The organism is Bradyrhizobium sp. CCGB01 (assembly GCF_024199795.1).
Classification (GTDB): domain Bacteria; phylum Pseudomonadota; class Alphaproteobacteria; order Rhizobiales; family Xanthobacteraceae; genus Bradyrhizobium.
In genome coordinates, this window is record NZ_JANADK010000001.1 from 2,666,787 (window position 1) to 2,688,848 (window position 22,062).

Here is a 22,062-nt window from a genome sequence, read left to right on the forward strand (position 1 = left end):
ATGAGTTTTAGCCTGCCGGACTTTCGCCGCAAATGGTCTTGTCGCGGCTATATGTCCGCCGGCGCGGCAATGGTTACCGCCGCGCTGGGGCTGTCGCTTGTGCTCGCCGAGAAGGCAGAGGCGCGAAAATACGCGTCGCCGTTCGATATCTTTGGCCTTGGTACGCCACGGCCGCGCGGATCGGTTCATCCAGCCAGGATACCTGCCAAGATACCGCTACCAAAACCGCGCCCGGAAGAGGCCCCCAAGGCGGCGGACGAGACCCCTCCGCAGACCGACGGAAAACCTTCTCCCGACAAGCCGAATGCCACCAAGCCCGCCGAGGCCGCGCCGCCACCCGAGAAGCAGGTCTCGGCCTGCCGGCTTGCGCTGACCGATGAGATCGCGGTCGCGCCGTCCATTCCCGATATTCGCGGCCCCGGTGCCTGCGGCGGCGAGGACCTGGTGCGGCTCGAAGCCATCGTGCTGCCGGACAAGCGCAAGGTGGCGGTCAAGCCGGCGGCTGTCCTCCGCTGCACCATGGCGTCCGCGATCGCCGATTGGATTCGGAAGGACATGGTGCCGTTGGCCACCAGCCTCGGCTCGACCATCAGCGATCTCGACAATTTCGACAGCTTCGAATGCCGGGGCCGTAACCGCGTCGTGGGGGCGATGCTGTCCGAGCACGGCAAGGCCAACGCGCTCGACGTCCGCGCCGTCAAGCTCACCAACGGGCAGTCGATCGGCCTGACCGACCGCAGCCTGTCGCGCGATGTGCGCGAGCGCGTGCTGCATTCGGTCTGCGCGCGCTTCTCCACCGTGCTTGGCCCGGGCTCGGACTGGTATCACGAGGACCACATCCATCTCGACCTGGCGCAGCGGCGCAACGACTACCGGATCTGCCAGTGGAATGTCTGGGATCCCCTGCCGCAGGTCGCTCCGCTGCTGCCGGCGGAGCGGCCCGAGGAGGCGCCGCCGCGCGAGGTCGCGGCCAAATCCGAGGCCAAGCCCGAGGCGAAGGACGGGGCTGATGACGAGGCGGCGCAGAACCCCCCTGCGCCTGCGGACAAACCGGCGGCCGACCGCAAGAAAGCCCAGCCGCACAAGCCGGCAACGAAAAAGCGCCGGTAAAACCGGCGCTTTTGAATGTCTGAGATCAGGAGCTGATCAGTAGCTGCCCGCCTGGCCCATTTGGCCGCCGCCGAGCGCAAGGCGCGAATTGTAGGGCGAGTCGCCGTGCTTCGGCTCGAGCACCACGACGATGGTGCCGACCTTCACGCGATCATAGAGATCGATCGCGTCTTCGTTGGTCAGGCGGATGCAGCCTGACGAGATCGAGGCGCCGATATATTCCGGCTGATTGGTGCCGTGGATGCGGAACAACGTGTCCTTCCCGCCGGAATAAAGGTAGATCGCGCGAGAGCCCATCGGATTGTCCGGGCCGGGCGCAACATAGGTCGGCACGCCCAGGCGCGAAATTTCGCCCGGGGTCGGATGCCAGGCCGGCCACTCGGTCTTGCTGCCCACCTTGGCGATGCCAGACCAGGCCATCGCCTCTTCGCCAACGGTGATGCCGTAACGGATCGCCTTGCCGCCATCCTGCACGTAATAGAGATAGTGGTTGTCGGAATCGACCACTATCGAGCCCGGCGATTCCTTACGGTGGTAATCGACGATGGCGCGGCGGAACGGCTCGGCGACCGGGGTGTTCTCATACCGGACCTTGGCGAGGAGTTCCTTGTCCTTCGGCTTGAAGGCCTTGGTGTCGGTCGCCTCAAAATGTGTGGCCTGCATGCAGCCCGACAGCATCAGGCCAGCGGCCAAAATACCCAGCTTAACTTTCAGCGACGACATGATTTGGTTCCAATCGACAACAACATGCTTTCGTGGGGCTTGAGCGAGCCCAAACCACGACTCCGTTGGGTCCTATTATCGTTGAAATCTGCCACAATTCCAGCGCTTCGGACCTTTTCCCGCGCTGCGAGACCCGAGCTGTGGCTTTTTTGCCGCAAGTTTTGCAGCTTTGGGCTGATTTTTGGGCGTGGGATGCCGAACTGTCGATTCCGGGCCACGGTGCCGCCACAAATGCAAACGCTCCGTTAATGTGCTTGTCATCATGAACTTGTCAGAATCGCGCTAAGGGCTGTCAGTCTGTCGCAGGCCCCTGCTGGAGTTGTGCATGTTTTCTGTGTTCGTTCCCTCCGACTCCACTCTCAAGAAGGCCGTCGTCGAGGACCTCGCGGCGGTTCCGGAGCACGCGGTGTGGATCGATCTGGTCAACCCGACCGCGGCGGAGGACAAGGCGGTGGAGCGGCTCTCGGGCATCGCGATCCCGACCCGGGAGGACATGCAGGAGATCGAGATCTCCAGCCGCCTCTATATCGAGAACGGCGCGCGCTACATGACGGCGACGCTGATGTGCCACTCCGATACCGACATGCCCCGGACCACGGCCGTGACCTTCATTCTCGGCGACCACCGCCTCGTCACGGTGCGCTACGACCAGCCCAAGCCGTTTGCGCTGGTCGAGGCCAAGCTGGCCCGTTCCTGCACGCCTGCGATCACCGGCGAGATGGTGCTGATGGAACTCCTCGACGCCGTGATCGACCGCTGCGCCGACATCCTGGAGCGCTGCGGCGCCGAGATCGACCAGGTCAGCCACGACATCTTCGAGCCCGAGAGCGAGCGCCACGGCCACGCCAAGCAATATTCCCAGATCCTGATCTCGATCGGCCGCAAGGGCGACCTGACCTCGAAGGTTCGCGAAAGCCTGGTGTCGATCGGCCGCGTCGTCACCTTCCTGTCCGCGGTGGTGGAGGGCGTGAAATGGTCGAAGGACATGCGCGAGCAGCTCAAGACCATGCAGCGCGACGTGTCGTCATTGACCGACCACGCCTCCTATCTCTCCAGCAAGATCACCTTCGTGCTCGACGCCATGCTCGGCGTCGTCAATCTCGAGCAGAACAACATCATCAAGCTGTTTTCGGTCATGGCCGTTGTCCTGATGCCGCCGACGCTGATCGCCTCGATCTACGGCATGAACTTCAAGTCGATGCCGGAACTCGAATGGGTGCACGGCTATCCGATGGCGATCGTCATGATGCTGTTCGCCGCCATCGTTCCGTACTGGATCTTCAAGTGGAAGAAGTGGCTTTAATACCTACCGATACCTTACGCCGGTCGTAGAGACATGGCGGTTGGTGTCGCAGAATAGAGCGGGATTGCGGCCGCGCCGTGATGTGTGCGCGCCGCCCCAATTCCTCCGGTAAAATTTGAGCAGTGGGCTGAACGTTTGCGCGAAACTTGTCTGCGATAAGCAGCATGTTAGCCGCGAGGAACAGCCATGGTTGAAAAACACATAACGACGCCCCGCAACGTCATCGATCTGGCGAGTTATCGTCAGGTCCTGGCGAGCGGCAAGGCGCCGTCGTTGTCGGCACGGATGTGCCGGCACTGTGGTGCTCCGCTGCTCGATGGCGAGAACGACGACGACTGCTCGACTGCGTTGAACGTTGCCGCTCCAAGTGCTGCAGCTTCAAGTCTGCGCAAACGGTCGCGTCGGATTCGAGTCGATTGAGGACCGGAAGGAAGGGCGGGCGATCCAGGTCTTGCGGCGGCGTTGTCTGGATCGCCTTGCTTTCTGCCATTAGACGATTCAGCTAGCGCTTCACGATCTGTGCCGTCGAGACGATGGTCTCGGCGATGGCACTGTTGCGGCTGAACGAAGCCAGATGCCCCTCGACATCGCGCAGCATCGCCTCGACATTGTCGCCCAATGCATCCGGCGAAGACGACGAGTAGGTGAGTGTGCGCTGTGCGAGGTCCTGCACGCTGACCATGTGGCTTGTCTCGACCGTGGCGAGTTCTGTGGGCTGAAAGGGGCTGCCGCGAAAGAATGCGGGAAGGTCGCGATGGGTCCGCGTGCCCTTGCCGGCCTCTTCCCAGAGCTTGGCCGGCGACCAGCGGCGGCGGATTTCATTGTAGCCGTCGAGCCATGGGTTGCGGCCGTCGGTGGCCGAGAACGAGGCGCAGACCAGGATCGCGCCGCCGTGCGCGACCAGCCGGTCGAGCAACGCAAGCGTCGCCTCGCGATCCATCCAGTGCAGGGCGCGCCCGATCGTCACGACGTCGAAGGTGCCGATGTCAGGAGCGAGCGTCTCGGCCTTGCCCTCGATCAGCGTGAGTGCTTGGCCAGCGGATGCAGCGGCGGCTCGCGCGGCGTCGAGCATGGCGGGCTCAGGGTCGACGCCGACGACGCGGCCGACATATCCGGCGAAGCCCAGTGCCAGCAATCCGGGGCCGGTGCCGAGGTCGATCAGAGTGTGGTGCGCGGACAGCCCGAGCTTTTGCGCGACGCTGCGAAAGAACTCGCTCGGGTAGGGCGGCCGCAAATGCTCGTAAAGTGAGGCTGTGCTCGCGAACCGGCCCATGCATCGCCCTGCGTGCTTTGCCTACACGTGCTGGCCGCCGTTGATGTGGATCTCGGCGCCGTTGACGTAGGAACTGGTGTCCGTGCACAGCACGTAGATGATCTTGGCGACCTCGTCGGGCGTGCCGAGGCGGTGCATCGGGATCTGCTGGTCGACGATCTTCTCGGTGCCCGGCGACAGGATCGAGGTGTCGATCTCGCCGGGCGCGATGGCGTTGACGCGGACGCCGACGCGGCCGAAGTCGGAGGCCATCTCGCGCGTCAGCGCGGCGAGCGCGGCCTTCGAGGTGGCGTAGGCGGCGCCCGCGAAGGGATGCACGCGCGAGCCCGCGATCGAGGTGACGTTCACGACCGAGCCCTTGGCCGTCTTCAACTCCTCGATCAGCCCGCGTGCGATCATGATCGGTGCGAAGAAGTTGACGTGGAAGACGTGCGTCCAGGTGTCGAGGTCGGTGTCGACCGAGCCGAGCCGGGAGCCGCCGGCGCCCTTCGGCGAGATCGCGGCGTTGTTGACGAGGGCATGGAGCATGCCGCCTTCGAGGCGGTTGCGGATTTCGGAGATCGCGCGCGCGGTGTCCTCGGGATTGCCGAGGTCGACCTGGATGTGATCCTCGGGGCCTGCGTCCCACGGGCAGTCCTCGGGGAAGGGATGCCGCGAGCAGGTGATGACACGCCAGCCCGCCGACGAGAAGCGGATCACCGTGGCGTGGCCGATGCCGCGGCTGGCTCCGGTCAGGAGCAGCGTGCGGCGCGGCGCATTGGACGAATGCGGCATGGACATCTTTCAGGTCGGCCCAAAGCTGGCGATAAGGCTCAAGGATACATCCGCGTCTTGGACCATGGCTGGCCGGCCGCGTCACGGCGAAATTCGATGCGGTCGTGCAGGCGGAATGGGCGGTCGTGCCAGAACTCGATGCGCGAGGGCGTAATGCGCCAGCCGCTCCAGCCCGGCGGGCGTGGCACCTCGCCGATGACGTGTCTGGCCGCGACTTTGGCGATGGCCTGCTCGAAGGCGAAGCGGCTCTCCAGCTCCTGCGACTGCTTGCTGGCCCAGGCGCCGATCTGCGCCTGCTTGGGCCGGGTGGCGAAATACGCATCGGCCTCGGCGTCGGTTACCGGCGTCACGTTGCCGCGGATGCGGACCTGACGGCGCAGCGACTTCCAGTGAAAAAGTAACGCCGCCTTAGGATTTGCGGCGAGTTCGCGGCCCTTCTGGCTGGCGATGTGGCTGTAGAAGACGAAGCCCTCGGTATCGAAGCCCTTCATCAGCACCATGCGCACGTCAGGCAGCCCGTCCGCGTCGACGGTGGCGAGCGCCATGGCGTTCGGATCGTTCGGCTCGCTCTTGATCGCCTCGTTCAGCCAGGCCTCGAACAGCGCAAATGGCTCGTCGGCGGCGGTGAAATCACCGGATGTTAAGGGTGTCTGGTGTTTCATCGAGGTCGTGTCGGTCATGTCTGGAGTCCGAGTTGCGTCCCGCGGCCCAAAACGCGTTGTTGTCCGCTACCGCCCTATATAGGGCATGGGGGCGCGTTGGCCTATCGGCGATCCGGCCGTCCGGCTTTGTCATGACGATGATTTTGATCGGGCTCGGCTCCGGCGGTTGCAGCTTTTCCCGCAACGACACCCGCGCCTATGCCAAGGCCGACGACAGTGACCTGACCGGTTCGATTGCGCGGCCGGCGAAGGACGCCCCGCCGACCGACACCGATCTTGCCTTCGCCCGCAACGCCGCTTCCGACGTCCTCAGCAAGGGCGACAAGGATTCCAGCCAGCACTGGGAGAATCCGGAAACCGGAGCGCGCGGCTCGGTGACGCCGATCGCGCAGTCCTACGCCGCCGAGGACGGCCGCAAGTGCCGCGACTTCCTGGCGAGCTACGTCAATGGCAGCACGGAAAGCTGGCTCCAGGGCGCCGGCTGCCAAAGCAGCCGTGGCCGTTGGGAGATTCATACGCTAAAGCCGTGGCGGAGCTAGGAATCGGCTCCGCAGGCTAGTTGCAAAAATGCCACTCGCCTCCCACATGATGTGCAGGTGGGGCGGGGAGCCCTTTGAACAATTCGATTTCTTGAAGGAGACGTGACGGATGCGCGACCCCTATGAGGTCTTGGGGGTGCCGCGGAGCGCCAACGCTGCCGCGATCAAGAGCGCCTATCGCAAGCTTGCCAAGAAGCACCATCCCGACAGCAACAAGGATGACCCGAAGGCCGCCGAGCGCTTCTCCGAGATCAATTCGGCGAACGAGATCATCGGCGACGAGGACAAGCGCAAGCAGTTCGACCGCGGCGAGATCGGCGCCGACGGCAAGCCGCGCTTCCAGGGGTTTCCGGGCGGCGGCGGGCCGCGCGGTCGCGCGGGTCCGGGCGGGTTCGAAAGCTATTCGTTCCGCAGCGGCGGCGCGGGCCCCGGTCAGGGCGGCGGTGCGTTCGAGGACATCCTCAACAGCATGTTCGGTGGCGGGGTGCGCGGTGCGCGGCCCGGGGCCGGCGGCGGTGCCCAGTTCGAATTCGACACCGGCGGGATCGGGCTCGATCTCGACGTCAACGTTGCCATGTCCGTCTCGCTGGAAGAGTCGGTCAAAGGGGGCGACAAGCGCGTCCGGCTGCCGAACGGCAAGGAGCTCAACGTCAAGGTTCCACCGGGCGTCACCGAGGGCCAGCAGATCCGGCTCAGGGGGCAGGGCGAAAGCGCCCAGGGCCATCCGCCGGGCGACCTGCTGATCACGATCAGCATCGCGCCGCACCCGTTCTTCAAGATCGAGGGCGCGGACTTGCGGATCGACCTGCCGGTCACGCTCTACGAGGCGGTGCTCGGCGGCAAGGTCCGCGTGCCGACCCTCGGCAATGCCGTCGAGCTGTCGGTCCCGAAAAACACCTCCAGCGGCCGGACCTTCCGCCTCAAGGGCAAGGGATTGCCAAAAGCTGGCGGAACCGGGGATCTCTTCGTCACGATCAGGATTATGCTACCGGACGGGAACGACGCCGAGCTTGAGGCATTGATGGAAAAGTGGCGGGACCAACACCCCTACAATCCACGTAGCGGGCTTGGCTAAAGCATGATCCGGACCCGGAGGCCGCGTTGGCGCAAAATGTGCAGCGGTTTTCCGGACAGGTCACGCGCCAACAAAATAGCTAGAGCGCGAGCCGTCGCGCTTTAGGGCGAGATCGCAGCTGAAGGGGGTATCTCCTAAGAGCCTTGAGCATCTCTGGACGGATGATGCTCATCACATGCCTTAGCGCTTCTCGGCTCATGTGGTTCGGCGTGTCGGCTGTCCGGCGGGGCAGCCGATAATAAGGTGCGGCCTCGAGAGGGGGACCAGCGCGGTACCAAAAACCCCAATCGAGGCCGCCCGCGTCGATCGGCGGATCGAACGCTGCTCATTTTCTCGTGATCATCCGGTGCGATAATGAGACGCACCCATGTCCTGATTCCAAATTTTCAATGTCGGAATCGAGGCACCGCGTTCAAGCGGTTGCTCAGCTGCCGTTTTTCTCTGCCTGGTCGTAGACTGCCTGCGCCACCTTGGTCAGGCGATCGCGGTCGCCGGCGCCGCTGACGACGTAGCCGACGCCGCGCTCGGCCCAGAACAGCGCCCCGTCCTTGTCCGTCTTGGCATAGCGCATCTGAGTCGCGCCGTTCTCGGTCTTGGCGGTGTAGATCGTGTACCGCTCGCCAGAGGCGCCCTCGTACATCAGGAATGACGCCGGACCGTTCGGCCCCGGCAACAGCCGGCCGCCGACGAGCTTCAGCCCGCTCGCCTCAAGGTTCGGCGCGAACACGGTCCAGCCGCAGCGCCTGGTCAGCCAGGCCTGGAGATGGTCGCGCTCATTGCCGGCGACCTCGACGGGGTGGCGGACCTCGACGACATAGAGGCGGTGGGCGTCGAGCGCGTCCGCCGTGAAGCTCTGGAACGTCGAGGGCGCGCTCGCGGCGCCGTGCGCCACCCAGCCTGCGGCGCCGCCGGCGACGAAAGCGACCAGCACAGCCGCGGCGGCGCCATAGAGCCATTGCCGGGGGCGCCGCTCCAGCCGTTCGAGCTCCAGCCGCGCCGGCACCGGCTCCTGGGCGACGGAATCGTAGCGGGCGTGCAGCATCTCGGCCATGGTCTGCCAGGACTGCACGCGCTCGGCATCCTCGGGGTGCGCGGCAAGCCAGGCCTCGACGTCGGCGCGGCGCTCGGCCGGCAGCTCGCCATCGACATAGGCGTGGAGTTCGTCTTCGGTCACTGCAATCTTGCGGTCGTTCATATCGGTCGTCTCTGGCTCTGCGGCCCAAAAAATCTTACGTGGTTCAACTGCGCTGCTTCCCGCTCCATGCAGGGGAAGCGACCCGCGCGATGCATCAACCCTGCCATCATTTCACCCGCTTGAGCGCCGGACGCTCACCTTCCAGCGACGCTTTAACGTGGGCACGGGCGCGCGCCAGGCGCGACATCACGGTGCCGATCGGTACGCCCTGGATGTCGGCGACCTCGCGGTAGCTCATGCCCTCCAGCATCACCAGCAGCAGCACCGAGCGCTGCTCCTCGACCAGCGTCGCCAGCGCCTTCGCGATGTCGCGCCCTTCGGCTTCGGTCCCGCTGGCATCCGGATTGTTCTCCGTCAGCTGCGTGAATTGCGGGCGCCTTGCCAGCGAGCGCCGCCGGTTCTTGTTGAGATTGGTCAGGATCGTATAGAGCCAGCTCCTGACGTCGCCTCCGAGGAACAGGCGCTCCGAGCGCAGCGCCCGCACCAACGTATCCTGCACCAGATCGTCGGCCGCATCCGCATCGCGCGTGAGCGCGCGGGCGTAGCGGCGCAACGCCGGGATCATGGCTTCCACACTCTGGCGAAACGCGCTCATGCCGTCTTTGATGTCCTGCCGTTCGGCGCAAGCGCCACAATCATCATAACACCCGAACGGAACGGCTATTCCGGCCCTCGAAACAGCGTTAACGCCGCGTATTAGGACTGTACCGCGAAGGAGGGCTGGTGTACCTCCAGACCACAACGAGAGCTCGACGGGACGTTAGCAAATGGCGCAGAATTCAGGTCTGATGCAGGGTAAGCGCGGGGTGATCCTCGGCGTTGCCAACAACCGCTCGATCGCCTGGGGCATCGCCAAGGCATGCCACGCGGCCGGCGCCGAGCTCGCCTTCACCTACCAGGGCGACGCGCTGAAGAAGCGCGTCGAGCCGCTCGCCGCCGAGATCGGCGGGCTCGTGCTCGGCCATTGCGACGTCACGGATGCCGCGACCATCGATGCCGCGTTCGCGGTGCTGAAGGAGAAGTGGGGCAAGATCGACTTCCTGGTGCATGCGATCGCCTATGGCGAGCAGCTCGACGGCCGCTACGTCGACACCACGCAGGAGAATTTTTCGAAGTCGATGCTGATCTCCTGCTACTCGTTCACGGCGGTGGCGCAGCGCGCCGAGAAGCTGATGACCGACGGCGGTTCGCTCATCACGCTCAGCTATTACGGCGCCGAGAAGTGGATGCCGCATTACAACGTGATGGGCGTTGCGAAGGCGGCGCTGGAGGCCAGCGTGCGCTACCTCGCCGCCGACCTCGGCGAGAAGGACATCCGCGTCAACGCGATCTCGGCGGGACCGATCAAGACGCTCGCGGCGTCCGGCATCGGCGACTTCCGCTATATCCTGAAGTGGAACGAGCACAACGCACCGATGCGGCGCAACGTCACGACCGAAGACGTCGGCGGTAGCGCGCTGTATTTCCTCTCCGACCTGTCGCGCGGCGTGACCGGCGAAGTCCATCACGTCGATTCCGGCTACCACGTGCTGGGCATGAAGCGGCCCGACGCGCCGGACATTTCGTTCGGCGGGAAGGACTAGCCCTTAGCTCTGGAATGCCCGTGCCCACGATCTATTATCTTCGCCACGGCGAGACCGAGTGGAATGCGCTCGGGAGGCTTCAGGGCACCAAGGACGTTCCGCTGAACGCGCGCGGACGCGGTCAGGCCGTGCAGGCCGGCGGCGTGCTTGCTGATCTCTTCAAGCGCGACGGCAAGGACAAGGCGGCGTTACCGTACGTGTCGAGCCCGCTCGGGCGTGCACGCCAGACCATGGAGCTCGCGCGCGGCAAGCTCGAACTGCCGGTGGCGGACTATGGCCTCGACGATCGCCTGCGCGAGATCGGCTACGGCTCCTGGGAGGGGCTGACGCTGGCCGAAAGCGAGGCGGCCGATCCCGAAATCTACGCCCGGCGCCTCGCCGACAAATGGACGGTAGGCCCCGCGGGCGGGGAGACCTACGCCGACGTGCAGGTCCGCGTGCGCGCCTGGTACGACCAGCTCCGGACCGACACCGTCGCGGTCGCCCATGGTGGGACCTGCCGGGCCTTGATGGTCTCGCTCGGCCTGGAGACGCCGGCCAGCGCCGCCGAGCTCTATATCGAGCAGGGCGCCGTCTATGTGTTCCGCTGCGGCCGGCTGGAGAAGTACAGTTAAGCCAATTCGCCGTTATCCCGGGGGTTGAACGCCGTGTGCCCGGGCGCTACCACAAGTCAGAACTGACTTACGAGCCAGCGAGCAGCGATGTCCTTCAACACCTTCGGCCATATGTTCCGCGTCACCACCTTCGGCGAGAGCCATGGGGTGGCGATCGGCTGCGTGGTCGACGGCTGTCCGCCCATGATCCCGCTCACCGAGGCCGACATCCAGCAGGATCTCGATCGCCGCCGGCCCGGCCAGTCGCGCTTCACGACCCAGCGCCAGGAGCCGGACCAGGTCAAGATCCTGTCCGGTGTGATGGCGCATCCGGAGACCGGCGTGCAGGTGACGACGGGCACGCCGATCGGGCTCCTGATCGAGAACACCGACCAGCGCTCGAAGGACTATTCCGAGATCAAGGACAAGTTTCGGCCGGGCCATGCCGACTTCACCTATGAGGCCAAATACGGCCTGCGCGACTATCGCGGCGGCGGGCGTTCGTCGGCGCGCGAGACCGCGATGCGCGTCGCCGCCGGCGCGATCGCGCGAAAAGTGCTGCCCGACGTGAAGGTGCGCGGCGCGCTGGTGCAGATCGGCCCGCACAAGATCGACCGCGACAAATGGGACTGGGACGAGATTGCGAGAAATCCGTTCTTCTGTCCCGACAAGGACAAGGCGGCGTTTTTCGAGACCTATCTCGACGGCATCCGCAAGAGCGGCTCCTCGATCGGCGCGGTGATCGAGGTCGTCGCCGAAGGCGTGCCGGCGGGCCTGGGCGCGCCGATCTACGCCAAGCTCGACTCCGAGCTGGCAGGTGCGATGATGACCATCAACGCAGTGAAGGGCGTCGAGATCGGCGCCGGCTTTGGCGCGGCCGAGCTCACCGGCGAAGAGAACGCCGATGAGATGCGCACCGGCAATGACGGCACGCGCTTCCTGTCCAATCACGCCGGCGGCGTGCTGGGTGGCATCTCGACGGGACAGCCGGTGGTGGTGCGGTTCGCGGTGAAGCCGACCTCGTCGATCCTCCAGCCGCGTCTCACCGTTGATCGCAAGGGCGCCGATACCGAGATCTTCACCAAGGGCCGCCACGACCCCTGCGTCGGCATCCGCGCCGTCCCCGTCGGCGAAGCCATGATGGCGTGTGTGCTCGCCGATCACTTCATTCGGGATCGCGGGCAGGTTGGGCGCTAACGCAGGGTCTTGATGCCGCGGTACTAGCTCACCGCGCAGCTTGACGATCCCACAACTTCGTCCGCAAATGCGGCCATGGAAAGCTCCGAGCTCCAGCGCATTACCCACTGGCTGATCGACGGCGCGAGGTCGTCGGGGACGCCGTCCGAGATGATTGCGGATGTCTGCGAACATCTGGTCGCAGCCGGCCTGCCGCTGGCGCGCTTCGGCATCTTCATCCGCACGCTGCATCCGGAAATCTTCGGCCGCAACTTCATCTGGCGGCAGGGCCAGGCGGTCGAGATCGGCACCGTCGATTTCGAGATCCTGGAGACGCCCGAATTCGCCAAGAGCCCGCTGCGGATCGTGTTCGAGCAGGGGATCGAGGTCAGGGGCCGCATGGACGACCCCGACAGCAAGCGCTTTCCGTTTCTCGACGACATGCGCGCCGAAGGCGTGACCGACTACATCGCCGTGCCGATGCCGTATCTCGACGGCTCGATCCACGCCACGAGCTGGGTCACCCGGCATCCCGGAGGGTTCAGCGACGACGACATCGCGGCGATCCGCACCATCATGGCGCCGCTCGCGCGTGTTGCCGAGATCATCAGTCTGCGCCGCACCGCCGAGATGCTGCTCGACACCTATGTCGGCAACCGCGCCGGCGCGCGCATCCTCGGTGGCCAGATCCGCCGCGGCCACAACGACACCATGCAGGCTGCGATCTGGCTCTCAGACCTGCGCGGCTTCACCGCGCTGTCGGACCGGTTGCCGGCCGAGACGGTGGTCGATATCCTCAACCAGTATTTCGACTGCCAGGTCACCGCGATCCGCGGCCACGGCGGCGAGGTGCTGAAATTCATGGGCGACGGCCTGCTCGCGGTGTTCCCGATCGACGAATATGTCGGCGATGCCGCCCATGTCTGTTCGCGCGTGCTGGAGGCGGCGCGCGAATCCCGCGCCAGCGTCGAGGCGCTGGCCTTTCCGGTCGGCGACGTCGTCGAGCACTTCCGCTTCGGCGTCGCGCTGCATGTCGGCAACATCCTCTACGGCAATATCGGCGGCGGCAACCGGCTCGACTTCACCTGCATCGGCCCCGCCGTCAATCTCGCGGCAAGGCTCGAAAAGATCACGGGTCGCCTCGGGCGGACCGTCGTCGCCTCGGAAGGCTTCGCCAAGGTCTGTCACCACGACTGGCACGAGCTCGGCGAATTTCCGATCGCCGGATTTTCCAAGGCGCAGCGCGTGTACGGGCTGGCGGAGGAAATGCCGGTGGTGATGGCTTAGGGCGCCTTTCCAGGAGCGATGTCTGCTCCAAGACCGGCCGGTCCCGACACATTGCCGCAACAATGGAAACGGTATAGTCTTCGTCGCTGCTCAGCCGGCTCGATATGCTGGCCTTTCGTTCGATCCTGCACTGCGTCGCGAAAAGAGGAGCACAATCATGCCGATTACGACGCTGAAGGTCTTGGCTAGCCTCATTCAATTGCACGGGCCTGGCGCAACCATTCAGAGCGACCATCAGGGTATCGACGCATTGCTGAACGATCTGCGAGGACAGGGGGCGGAGCAGGGCGTCGTCTCCGACGACCCCGTGGCGACCCAGGCTGCTTTCAGACGGGGCGCTTTTGCTAAAGGCGCCAACGCAGGTGCCTTCCGCAGGGGGGGCTACGCGCCGGGCGTCGGGGCGTTCCGCCGAGGCGGATTCGTTAGAGGGTACTAGACAAACTTCTTCCAACTCGTCTCGGTGTCGGCATGCCGGCTGACGGTCCAGATTGTGTCGCCTTCCAGGATCAGCCAATTACGCAATTGCTGGTCAAGGTCGCGACGAGATGTAACATCGACTGCTCCTATTGTTACTGGTTTCGCGACGCGTCCGTTTACAGCAAACCGAAGCTGATGAGTCCTGACGTGCAGCATCGTCTGCTGCAGCGCATCGAGGAGCATGTCGTCAGATTTTCGCTCACCGATTTTCCCGTCATTCTGCACGGCGGCGAGCCGTTGCTGTGGGGCGTCGAGAATTTCCACCGCTTTGCCGAGGCCTGCGAGGCCATTTCATCACGGACCGGATGCGGCATACCGATCGCGGTCACGACCAACGGCGTGTTGATCGATGACGAATGGCTGGCCTGCTTCGAGGCCCGCAACATTTCGGTTGCGATCAGCGTTGACGGGCCGGCCCATATTCACGACCTCCACCGCAAGACCTTTCAGGGGACGGGCACTCATGCCAGCGTCGAACGTGCCGTTCGCATGCTGGTATCGCGCAACATCGGGGTCATTGCCCTGGCCGTCTGCAATCCCGCTTATGCGCCGCAGGAATACGTCGATTTTTTCGCCGCGTGTGGAATCGCCAACTACGACATCATGATCCCCGACGCGACGGTGGATGAGAGGCCTCCATCCATTGCCGCCTTCTACAAGGGGCTGTTTGGCTTGTGGCTCGAGGCAAATCGCGCAACGCCAACGACCGATATTCGCATCATCTCCGACATGATCACCGCCCTGCTCGGCGACAATTCGCCGACCGAAGGTGTGGGTCACAAACCTGTCGAGCTTTGCACCGTGATGACCGATGGCACCGTGGAGGCCCACGATGTGCTGCGAATTGCAGGCGACGGCTTCACGAACACCAGGTTCAACATCTTCGATCATGCGATCGATGAGGTCCGAAACGAGCCCCGCTGGAAAGCCGCGCGCGATGCTTCGATCAATCTTTGTACGAAGTGTCGTCAATGCAAGTTCATGAACGCCTGCGGGGGCGGCTATCTTCCGCATCGTTTCTCCAGGGAGCGCGGCTACGACAACCCTTCGGTCTATTGTGAAGATCTCTATTCGATGTTTGAGAGCATGCAATCCGTGTTGGAGAGCCATCTCTACGTCAGCAAGCCAGACGGAGGGCGCGTCAACGTGGGCGATACGCTGACAGGCGCCTAGTCGAAAACGACTTCGTCAGGATGAAGTACAGCGCGGGGAGCACCCGTGGTCTCGCGGAACGCGATGCCGGCTCGTGCAATGCAGCATCCGCGGTCATGCCTCCGATCGTCCCCCATGCGTATGACGGGAAATCTTTGGCATTCTGGACGAGTTCCGGCGCGCTATTCCTCTGGCTCCGTCGTGAACAGCAGGGGATAGCCCTTGGCGCGTCCGGCGTCGGTGGCGCGGGTGGCCTTGGTTTCGGCGACGTCCTTGGTGAACACGGCGACCACGCAGGCGCCCAGCTTGTGGGCGGTGATCATGACCTTGTAGGCCTGATCCTCCGTCATGCGGAACTCGGCCTTGAGGATCATCGTGACGAATTCGCGTGGCGTGAAGTCGTCGTTGATCAGGATGACCTTGTGCAGCTTGGGCCGCTCGACCTTGGTCTTGGTCCGCGTCTTCGGCGTGGTGACAGTGTCGTTCATTCCGCCTCCTGGACACGGCGGGCTCGGGTTCCCGGCCGGAGCGATCAGCTCGTGGCCTTCGCACCATATTGCAGGACCTGCACCTTCTCCAAGGTGATCAGGCCGCTCGACATCATGCCATCCAGGATGGGCAGGAATGCGTTGATGTTGTCCTCGCTGTCGACGATCTCGATCAAGAGCGGCAGATCTTCCGAGAGCCGCAGGATCTTCGAGGTGTGCAGCCGGCTCGACTTGCCGAACCCCATCGGGCCGCGCAGCACGGTGGCGCCCGCCAGATGCCGCTCGCGCGCCGTCGTCACGATCGCTTCATAAAGCGGCTTGCCGTCGAAATGGTCGCTCTCGCCGATGAAGATCCGGAGCGAAACAGCCTGATTGGGGATTTGCATGGTCAGCTCCTCGTCAAGCGGTTGTAGCGGCTTGCCATCATATGGCCGAGCCACACCGACACCAGCCAGCAGATGATAGAAGCCGCGATATAGGCGAGCGCCATGTATTTCATGCCGCCGTGGAACAGGCGAAAGGTCTCCAGGCTGAAGGTCGAGAAGGTGGTGTAGCCGCCGCAAAACCCGGTCATGACGAACTGCCGGTGCTCGGGCCGCGCCAGCACGCGGCCGTCGGGGTCGGTCAGCGTCGCGTAGAAGCCGATGATCAGCGAGCCCGTCGCGTTGATGAACAGCGTCGCGACGGGAAAGCCCGGCCCGGTGTCGAGCGCGAGGCCGACCAGATATCGCGTCAGCCCGCCGACGATGCTGCCGGCGGCAACCCAGGCATAGAGTGTCGCGCTGCGCCGGCGCTCGGCAGAAGGAGAGTTCATCTGCCTCTAGCCCCCAAGGCTGTCGGCAAGGATGAAGCCGCAACTGACGGCCGCAAGGCACAGCCCGACCGAGAGCACGACATTGCCGAGGGCATGCATCGGCTCGCCGCTTCGCGCCAGGGTCAGCGTTTGCAGGCTGAACGAGGACACCGTGGTGTAACAGCCGAGGAACCCGGTCACCGCAAACAGCCATGGATCGGGCGCAGCGAAGACCGAGCCGGGATGGGTCGCCAGCGCGCCGAAAATGCCGATCAGGAAGGCGCCGGTGACGTTGATGGTCATGGTGCCCCAGGGAAAGGTCTCGCCAAGCCGCCGCGCGATCGCGCCCGAGACGAAATAGCGCGCGCAGCCGCCGAGAACGCTGCCGACCACGATCGCGATCACTCCGCTCAGCACGGCGAACGACCCCCCATCATCATTTGTCCTCCGCTGCCAGACCATTGCCGACGGCGAGCAGCCCGACCAGCGCGACCAGCGCGAAGCCGAGGCCGGCCAAAAACGTACCCACCGGACCATAGGCATCCCACAGCGCACCGGCGATCACGCTTGCGGCCAGCAAGGCAAGTCCGGTGAACAGGTTGAAATAGCCGAACGCGGTGCCGCGCAGGCTCGGCGGCGCGGCGTCGGCGACGAGGGCCGACAGCAGGCCTTGGGTCAATCCCATATGCAGTCCCCACAGCACGACGCCGAGTGCGAGGCCCGGAAGGTTCGGCAGCAAAGCGAGCGCGAGATCGGCGCCGGCAAGGAAGACGAGGCCGAGCGCGAGCAGGCCGGTCCGGTTGATGCGGTCCGACAGCACCCCGGCCGGATAGGCCGAAAGGGCATAGGCCACGTTCATCAGCACCAGCACCGCCGGCACCCACATCGCATTGAGCCCGATGTTCTGCGCGCGCAGGATCAGGAAGGCCTCGCTGAAGCGCGCCAGCGTGAACACGATTCCGACCGCGACGACGCGCCAGTACACGGATCCAAGCTGCCGCATCGAGGCGGTGTTCAGCGGATTCCTCGACGGTTCACGACCAGGGTCCGGCTCAGGCTCGCTCACCGTGAACGCGATCAGGCCGAACGACAGGAACGCCGGCAGCACCGCCACCCAGAACACGGCGGCAAAATTGTCCGCCGTCCACCACATCAGGCCGATCGCCAGGAGCGGTCCGACGAACGCGCCGATGGTGTCGAGCGACTGCCGCAGGCCGAAGCTCGCGCCGCGCAGGCCTGCAGGCGCGATATCGGCGATCAGCGCATCGCGCGGTGCGCCGCGAATACCCTTGCCGACGCGGTCGATGAAGCGCGCGGCGACCAGCCATCCGACGCTGGGGGCAAGCGGGAACAGCGGTTTTGTCAGCGCGGCCAGCCCGTAGCCGAGCGCTGCGAGGAGCTTGCGCCGGCCGAGCCAGTCGGACAATGCGCCAGAGAAGATCTTCGTGATCGAGGCGGTCGCTTCGGCGACGCCCTCGATGAAGCCGACCGTGAGCGTGGAGGCCCCGAGCACGGTGACGAGATAGACCGGCAGCAGCGCGTGGATCATCTCGGAGGAGACATCCATCAGCATCGAGACGAAGCCGAGCACCCAGATCGCCCTGGGCAGCTTGGTACGCGCAGCATTCGGTGTCGTCGTCGTCACGCCCTTCTCCTTGGCCTTCGCGTCCCGGCCCTTTCAGGCTGTCGTTTCCAGGCAACAAAAAACCCGCCGGCGGCGGGTTCGTCCATGCTCCCGCCGAAGGCAGAGGCTCAAAGATTGCCCCACCTCAAGCAGGAGTCATCAGCCCACTACGGTCACAGGCCGCCGGGCGGTTGTCGGGGGACTCCATCCCCATCTGTACGTCCAGCCTAGCATGGAAATCGCACCGGACAAGTGGGCGGGGAAGCCCTGTCCCGTGCGGCGTCAATCCGGACTCGATGCCGCCGGACGCGCCGGAATGACGATGCGGCATTGCGCATGTTCCAGCGGCGCAAGCACGGCAACACGGCGGCAGCTTTGCGCAAGGCGCGCAAAATTCCCCACTCGCAAATTCCTAACTCGCAGATTCTTAACTCGAATGTGAAGCGCAAGCGATCTTCGGACTTTGCGGCAAGGCGATTGCATGTCACCATCGCGTCATACGACGGGAGACTGCGATGCGCATGCTGTTCTCGATCGGGGCTGTGCTGGTGGCCGGCGTGCTTGCCGGAGGGGACGTCGCGGGCATCGCGGCACCAGGGCCAAAATTTGAGCCGCCCAAAAATCAGCCGCAACGGCTGGCGGCCGACAGGGACGCACAGACGGTCGATGTCGAGTTGGTCCTCGCGGTCGACGTCTCCTACTCCATGGACATGGACGAGCTCGCGATCCAGCGCGAGGGCTATGCGCAGGCGATCCAGTCGAAAGAATTCCTCCAGGCGCTGAAGCTCGGGCCGAATGGCCGGATCGCGGTGACCTATTTCGAATGGGCTGCTTCCAGCGACCAGAAGATCATCATCCCGTGGCGGCTGGTCGACGGGCCGGAGACGGCGGACGCGGTCGCCGCCGAGATCATGAAGACGCCGATCCGGCGCGCCTCGCGCACCTCGATCTCCGGCGCGATCACGTTCGCGATGCCGTTGTTCGACGAGGATCCCTATCGCGGCTTGCGCCGCGTCATCGACATTTCCGGTGACGGCCCCAACAACAATGGCGGCCCGGTCACGGCGGCGCGCGACGCCGCGCTCGAGAAGGGCATCGTCATCAACGGCCTGCCGATCATGGTCAAGGAGCCGTCCTATTCGACAATGGATATCGACAATCTCGACTACTATTACGAGGACTGCGTCATCGGCGGTCCCGGCTCCTTCGTCATCACGATCAAGGACCGCGAGAAGTTCAAGGAAGCGATCCGCACAAAACTCCTGATGGAGGTCGCGGGCCGCATGCCGGAGCGTCCCGTGACGCGCGTTGCCGACAAGGAGCCGCGGGTCAATTGCATGATCGGCGAGAAGATCTGGTCGGACCGCTGGGGGCGCTGATCCACGCTACCCCGAATGAGACCAATTGCCCCATCTCGCCTGACGGTTGAATTTAACCTCTCTTTAACCAGCGCGAGGGCCTAATCGAATTGTTTCTGTTTGCTTCTCAAAGGTCTCTTCGCGCTGCTGTCCGGCGTGCGAACAAAAGCGGGTCCGTCGGACAAATCCGCCGAGCAATCCAATGGCCGTCATCTCGTCGAGCACCAACCAGATTTCGCCCGCCAACGAGCGGATGTACCACCAGAGCAATCTGGTCGGTGACTGGAAGGGCAATTGGGCAGGCAACAACCAGGCCGTCGGCTTCAAGGTTGTGAACATCCGCGGGGCCCGGGCCCAGATCGAGTACACCCATAACGGGCACACCGAGCGCGGTTTCGGCCAGGTCAATGGTGCGACCATCACCTATGGCAACGTCACCGTCGGCACCAAGGATGGCAAGAATCTCGCGCTCGTGTTCTCCGCCGGCGGCGGTCAGGCGAGCGCCACTCTCGAGAAGCAGGCGCCCCCGGGTTCCGACAGCAATTTGATGGGAAGCTGGGGCGGCTATTCCTCAGACAACGGCAAGAGCGCGAGCTTTCGCGTGCTGGCCATCAACGACAAGGAAGCCACGGTCAGCGTCACCACCGACGGCATCACCCGGCAGGGCACCGGCTACGTCTACAAGAACGTCATCATGTTCGGGCAGTCGCAGATCTCGACCAAGGACGGACAGAACGGCACGATCATCTACCAGGTCGGCAGCAAATCCTTCTCGGTGCCCGTGACGAAATATCCGCCGGCGGATTCGTCGTCCTCGGTGGACGTGACGGCCTGAATTTCAGCCTGCTGGGCGGGCTGCCTGCCCCTCACCAGTTCGGCGCCCGTTTCTCGACGAACGCCCTCAAGCCCTCCTGCGCTTCGTCCGACGTCGCGACGTTGCAGAAATCGTCTACGGCGCTCGCGATGCTGCGCCGATAGTCGAGATCGATCTGGCGCATGAAGGCGGCGCGGCCCATCCGCAGCACGGCGGCCGATTTGCTCGCGAATTGCGCCGCAAGCTTCAAAACCTCGGCGTCGAGCTCGGCATCGCCGACGACGCGATTCACCACGCCGAGCTCGCGCGCCTCCATGGCGCTGAAGACGCGGCCGGTGAACAGCAGCTCGAAGGCGCGGTGACGTCCCACGATGCGCGGCAGATGCGCATAGTGGATCGCGGGAATGACGCCGACGTCGATCTCGGGATAGCCGAACGTCGCGCTTTCGGCCGCCAGCACCACGTCGCAGGACACCGCCATGGTCATGCCGCCGCCGCGCGCCGCGCCGCCGACCGCGGCGATCGACGGCTTTCCGAGCCCATACTGGGCGTCGTAGAGGTCGATATAGAGCGCCTGGAGGAATTCGCGGATATCGGCGCCGGATTTGCCAAGCAGGATGTCGAGGTCGAGGCCTGCCGAAAAGCGCTTGGCAATCGCGCTCGCCAGCACGACCACGCGCGCATCCGGATCGTTCGCTGCGCGGTGAAGCGCCGCGACCACGGCGCGGATGACCTCGAGGCTCAGCGCGTTGACGGGCGGGCGGCGCAGCGTGATGCGGGCGATGTTGCCAGCGCGTTCGTAGGCGACGGGATTGCCAGATGTCACCCTGTTCTCCATGCTTTCAGCGATCGTGCGGCATCGGCCGCGATGATGGCGCGGTCATTTCGCGGCGAGCGGCGGCAGCGGCGGCACGCTGTCGTTCGGTGCTTCCGCCTGCATCGTGATCAGCGTCATCGAGACGAGGTCGTAATAGCCGATCAGGCCGATGATATCCATGATGCCGCGCTCGCCGAATTTCTGCTGTGCCGCGCGATAGATGTCGTCCGACACCTTCTTGTCGCGGTAGAGCGCCATCGCGAGATCATAGAGCGCGGCTTCGTCATCCTTCATCGCCTGTGGCCGCACGCCGTTGGCGACGTCCTTGGCGACTTGCGGATCGAGGCCGGCCTTCATCGCGAGCGGATAATGCGCGAACCATTCGTACTGCGCGGTCCATTGCCGCGCGGTGATCAGGATGGCGAATTCGCTGAGACGCGCCGGCAGCGACGAATTCCAGCGCAGATAGTCTGACATCGCCGAGAGCTTTGGCGCGAGCTCCGGGTTGCGGATATAGGCGCGATAGGGCGGGTTGGTGAATTTGGCGTTGCGCGGGGGCACCGCGATCGCATCCGCCCATTCCTTCTGCGGCGGCGTCAGCTCGTCCGGCTTCAGCGGCCCGAAGCGGGTTGGCTCGGCCGCTCGGCCCGCTCCCGAGATCGTCACCGCGAACAGCGCGGCCACCGCCAGGCCAAGAAACTTCATGATCATCCTCCCATGCCGGCGGACTCGCGCCGCCTTGCTCGATCGCCAGCTTATGTTGCGGCGTGAGCTGTGCAAGACCTCGGCGCGCATGCTAGGCTGCGCGCAGGAGATTGCTTGCAAGACGGAAGAACCAATGACCAACGAGCACCCGATGATGGCCGGCTCGGCCACCGTCTTCGTCGTCTCCGACATCGCCGCGAGCCTCGCATATTACCGCGACATATTCGGCTTCGAGGTCACCTTCGAATACGGCCCGCCCTTGTCCTACGCCTGCCTCTGCCGCGACGAGGTGGCCCTGCACTTGCTCGCGGCGGCCGGGACGAAGCGATTGCCGGGGCAGGGCGGCCTCTGCATCTTTGTGCGAGATGTGGACCAGCTCTACGCCGAGCTGTCGGAACGCGGCGCAAGGCTCATCGGCCAGCCGGAAGACCGTGACTATGGCATGCGCGACTTCGATGCGGTCGATGCCGACGGCAATCAGGTCACGTTCGGGATGGGGACGGACGCCGCGGCCTGACAACGCCGGCCGCGGGCCCGCCTC

Annotated in this window: 26 protein-coding genes and 1 riboswitch; of the genes, 13 read left to right on the forward strand and 13 right to left on the reverse strand. The window is 64.6% G+C overall.

The genetic code is table 11. The features are described 5' to 3' along the window. Positions 1 to 1,110, forward strand: coding sequence for an extensin family protein (locus NLM25_RS12105; protein WP_254137120.1), 1,110 nt, complete (start codon positions 1 to 3; stop codon positions 1,108 to 1,110). 36 nt (positions 1,111 to 1,146) lie between these two features. Here the strand turns inward: NLM25_RS12105 and NLM25_RS12110 are convergent, their stop codons facing one another. Next, entirely contained in the window at positions 1,147 to 1,833 is a 687-nt protein-coding gene (locus NLM25_RS12110) for a L,D-transpeptidase (protein WP_254117018.1), read from the reverse strand. A 325-nt stretch (positions 1,834 to 2,158) separates the two neighbouring features. Between NLM25_RS12110 and NLM25_RS12115 the strand changes: the two genes are divergently transcribed. Both NLM25_RS12115 and NLM25_RS12120 read left to right on the forward strand, forming a co-directional pair. Then, positions 2,159 to 3,136, forward strand: a complete 978-nt coding sequence (locus tag NLM25_RS12115; protein ID WP_254117019.1) for a magnesium transporter CorA family protein — start codon at positions 2,159 to 2,161, stop codon at positions 3,134 to 3,136. Between the two features lie 186 nt (positions 3,137 to 3,322). Next, positions 3,323 to 3,556 carry a hypothetical protein gene (locus NLM25_RS12120; RefSeq protein WP_254117020.1) on the forward strand — a complete coding sequence of 78 codons (234 nt, stop codon included), beginning with the start codon at positions 3,323 to 3,325 and terminating at the stop codon, positions 3,554 to 3,556. 82 nt (positions 3,557 to 3,638) lie between these two features. Here NLM25_RS12120 and NLM25_RS12125 read toward each other — a convergent pair whose 3' ends face one another. Genes NLM25_RS12125 through pdxH form a run of 3 tightly spaced genes read right to left on the reverse strand, consistent with a single transcriptional unit; the run spans position 3,639 to position 5,863 of the window. Further along, on the reverse strand, positions 3,639 to 4,409 hold the full coding sequence (locus tag NLM25_RS12125) for a class I SAM-dependent methyltransferase (RefSeq protein WP_254137121.1): 771 nt from the start codon (positions 4,407 to 4,409) through the stop codon (positions 3,639 to 3,641). A 21-nt stretch (positions 4,410 to 4,430) separates the two neighbouring features. Further along, positions 4,431 to 5,183: an SDR family NAD(P)-dependent oxidoreductase gene (locus tag NLM25_RS12130; protein WP_254117022.1), complete on the reverse strand. Its 753-nt coding sequence runs from the start codon at positions 5,181 to 5,183 to the stop codon at positions 4,431 to 4,433. 38 nt (positions 5,184 to 5,221) lie between these two features. After that, positions 5,222 to 5,863, reverse strand: coding sequence for a pyridoxamine 5'-phosphate oxidase (gene pdxH, locus NLM25_RS12135; RefSeq protein ID WP_254137122.1), 642 nt, complete (start codon positions 5,861 to 5,863; stop codon positions 5,222 to 5,224). Between the two features lie 113 nt (positions 5,864 to 5,976). Here pdxH and NLM25_RS12140 point away from each other — a divergent pair, with 113 nt between their 5' ends. Both NLM25_RS12140 and NLM25_RS12145 read left to right on the forward strand, forming a co-directional pair. After that, on the forward strand, positions 5,977 to 6,384 hold the full coding sequence (locus NLM25_RS12140; RefSeq protein WP_254137123.1) for an RT0821/Lpp0805 family surface protein: 408 nt from the start codon (positions 5,977 to 5,979) through the stop codon (positions 6,382 to 6,384). Positions 6,385 to 6,493: 109 nt separating this feature from the next. After that, positions 6,494 to 7,459, forward strand: coding sequence for a DnaJ C-terminal domain-containing protein (locus tag NLM25_RS12145; protein ID WP_254117026.1), 966 nt, complete (start codon positions 6,494 to 6,496; stop codon positions 7,457 to 7,459). Between the two features lie 424 nt (positions 7,460 to 7,883). Here NLM25_RS12145 and NLM25_RS12150 read toward each other — a convergent pair whose 3' ends face one another. Continuing rightward, a complete protein-coding gene (locus tag NLM25_RS12150; protein ID WP_254137124.1) occupies positions 7,884 to 8,654 on the reverse strand; it encodes an anti-sigma factor in 771 nt (256 codons plus the stop codon). 106 nt (positions 8,655 to 8,760) lie between these two features. Then, positions 8,761 to 9,249, reverse strand: a complete 489-nt coding sequence (locus tag NLM25_RS12155; protein ID WP_254117028.1) for an RNA polymerase sigma factor — start codon at positions 9,247 to 9,249, stop codon at positions 8,761 to 8,763. A 172-nt stretch (positions 9,250 to 9,421) separates the two neighbouring features. Between NLM25_RS12155 and fabI the strand changes: the two genes are divergently transcribed. From fabI to NLM25_RS12180, 5 genes are all read left to right on the forward strand, one after another. Further along, on the forward strand, positions 9,422 to 10,237 hold the full coding sequence (gene fabI, locus NLM25_RS12160) for an enoyl-ACP reductase FabI (RefSeq protein ID WP_254137125.1): 816 nt from the start codon (positions 9,422 to 9,424) through the stop codon (positions 10,235 to 10,237). Positions 10,238 to 10,251: 14 nt separating this feature from the next. After that, the gene (locus NLM25_RS12165) at positions 10,252 to 10,851 is read left to right on the forward strand and encodes a histidine phosphatase family protein (protein WP_254137126.1); all 600 of its coding nucleotides are present in this window, start codon (positions 10,252 to 10,254) and stop codon (positions 10,849 to 10,851) included. A gap of 87 nt (positions 10,852 to 10,938) precedes the next feature. Further along, positions 10,939 to 12,027, forward strand: a complete 1,089-nt coding sequence (gene aroC, locus NLM25_RS12170; RefSeq protein ID WP_254117031.1) for a chorismate synthase — start codon at positions 10,939 to 10,941, stop codon at positions 12,025 to 12,027. Between the two features lie 75 nt (positions 12,028 to 12,102). Next, positions 12,103 to 13,293: an adenylate/guanylate cyclase domain-containing protein gene (locus NLM25_RS12175; RefSeq protein ID WP_254137127.1), complete on the forward strand. Its 1,191-nt coding sequence runs from the start codon at positions 12,103 to 12,105 to the stop codon at positions 13,291 to 13,293. A gap of 468 nt (positions 13,294 to 13,761) precedes the next feature. Beyond that, on the forward strand, positions 13,762 to 14,943 hold the full coding sequence (locus NLM25_RS12180; protein WP_254137128.1) for a radical SAM protein: 1,182 nt from the start codon (positions 13,762 to 13,764) through the stop codon (positions 14,941 to 14,943). 161 nt (positions 14,944 to 15,104) lie between these two features. On the opposite strand, the gene clpS is transcribed toward NLM25_RS12180, so the two are convergent. The 5 genes from clpS to NLM25_RS12205 are packed head-to-tail and all read right to left on the reverse strand — an operon-like array spanning position 15,105 to position 17,848. After that, positions 15,105 to 15,410: an ATP-dependent Clp protease adapter ClpS gene (clpS, locus tag NLM25_RS12185; protein ID WP_254117034.1), complete on the reverse strand. Its 306-nt coding sequence runs from the start codon at positions 15,408 to 15,410 to the stop codon at positions 15,105 to 15,107. Between the two features lie 44 nt (positions 15,411 to 15,454). Then, the gene (locus NLM25_RS12190) at positions 15,455 to 15,796 is read right to left on the reverse strand and encodes a DUF190 domain-containing protein (RefSeq protein WP_254117035.1); all 342 of its coding nucleotides are present in this window, start codon (positions 15,794 to 15,796) and stop codon (positions 15,455 to 15,457) included. 2 nt (positions 15,797 to 15,798) lie between these two features. Further along, complete coding sequence (gene crcB, locus NLM25_RS12195) at positions 15,799 to 16,224, reverse strand: fluoride efflux transporter CrcB (protein ID WP_254137129.1); 426 nt, start codon at positions 16,222 to 16,224, stop codon at positions 15,799 to 15,801. A 6-nt stretch (positions 16,225 to 16,230) separates the two neighbouring features. Continuing rightward, complete coding sequence (gene crcB / locus NLM25_RS12200) at positions 16,231 to 16,665, reverse strand: fluoride efflux transporter CrcB (protein WP_254137130.1); 435 nt, start codon at positions 16,663 to 16,665, stop codon at positions 16,231 to 16,233. Next, positions 16,640 to 17,848: an MFS transporter gene (locus tag NLM25_RS12205; protein WP_254137131.1), complete on the reverse strand. Its 1,209-nt coding sequence runs from the start codon at positions 17,846 to 17,848 to the stop codon at positions 16,640 to 16,642. The genes crcB (NLM25_RS12200) and NLM25_RS12205 overlap by 26 nt, the downstream gene beginning before the upstream one ends. Positions 17,849 to 17,970: 122 nt before the next feature. Further along, a riboswitch (Fluoride riboswitch) is annotated at positions 17,971 to 18,048 on the reverse strand. Positions 18,049 to 18,342: 294 nt separating this feature from the next. On the opposite strand from NLM25_RS12205, the gene NLM25_RS12210 reads away from it, so the two are divergent. Together NLM25_RS12210 and NLM25_RS12215 are read left to right on the forward strand one after the other, a co-directional pair. Beyond that, a complete protein-coding gene (locus tag NLM25_RS12210) occupies positions 18,343 to 19,206 on the forward strand; it encodes a DUF1194 domain-containing protein (protein WP_254137132.1) in 864 nt (287 codons plus the stop codon). Between the two features lie 181 nt (positions 19,207 to 19,387). After that, the gene (locus NLM25_RS12215; RefSeq protein WP_254137133.1) at positions 19,388 to 20,020 is read left to right on the forward strand and encodes a hypothetical protein; all 633 of its coding nucleotides are present in this window, start codon (positions 19,388 to 19,390) and stop codon (positions 20,018 to 20,020) included. Positions 20,021 to 20,051: 31 nt separating this feature from the next. Here NLM25_RS12215 and NLM25_RS12220 read toward each other — a convergent pair whose 3' ends face one another. Both NLM25_RS12220 and NLM25_RS12225 read right to left on the reverse strand, forming a co-directional pair. Continuing rightward, on the reverse strand, positions 20,052 to 20,825 hold the full coding sequence (locus NLM25_RS12220; RefSeq protein ID WP_254137134.1) for an enoyl-CoA hydratase/isomerase family protein: 774 nt from the start codon (positions 20,823 to 20,825) through the stop codon (positions 20,052 to 20,054). Positions 20,826 to 20,879: 54 nt separating this feature from the next. Further along, on the reverse strand, positions 20,880 to 21,521 hold the full coding sequence (locus NLM25_RS12225) for a carboxymuconolactone decarboxylase family protein (RefSeq protein WP_254137135.1): 642 nt from the start codon (positions 21,519 to 21,521) through the stop codon (positions 20,880 to 20,882). 133 nt (positions 21,522 to 21,654) lie between these two features. Here NLM25_RS12225 and NLM25_RS12230 point away from each other — a divergent pair, with 133 nt between their 5' ends. Further along, complete coding sequence (locus NLM25_RS12230) at positions 21,655 to 22,038, forward strand: VOC family protein (protein ID WP_254117042.1); 384 nt, start codon at positions 21,655 to 21,657, stop codon at positions 22,036 to 22,038. Positions 22,039 to 22,062 lie beyond the last annotated feature (24 nt).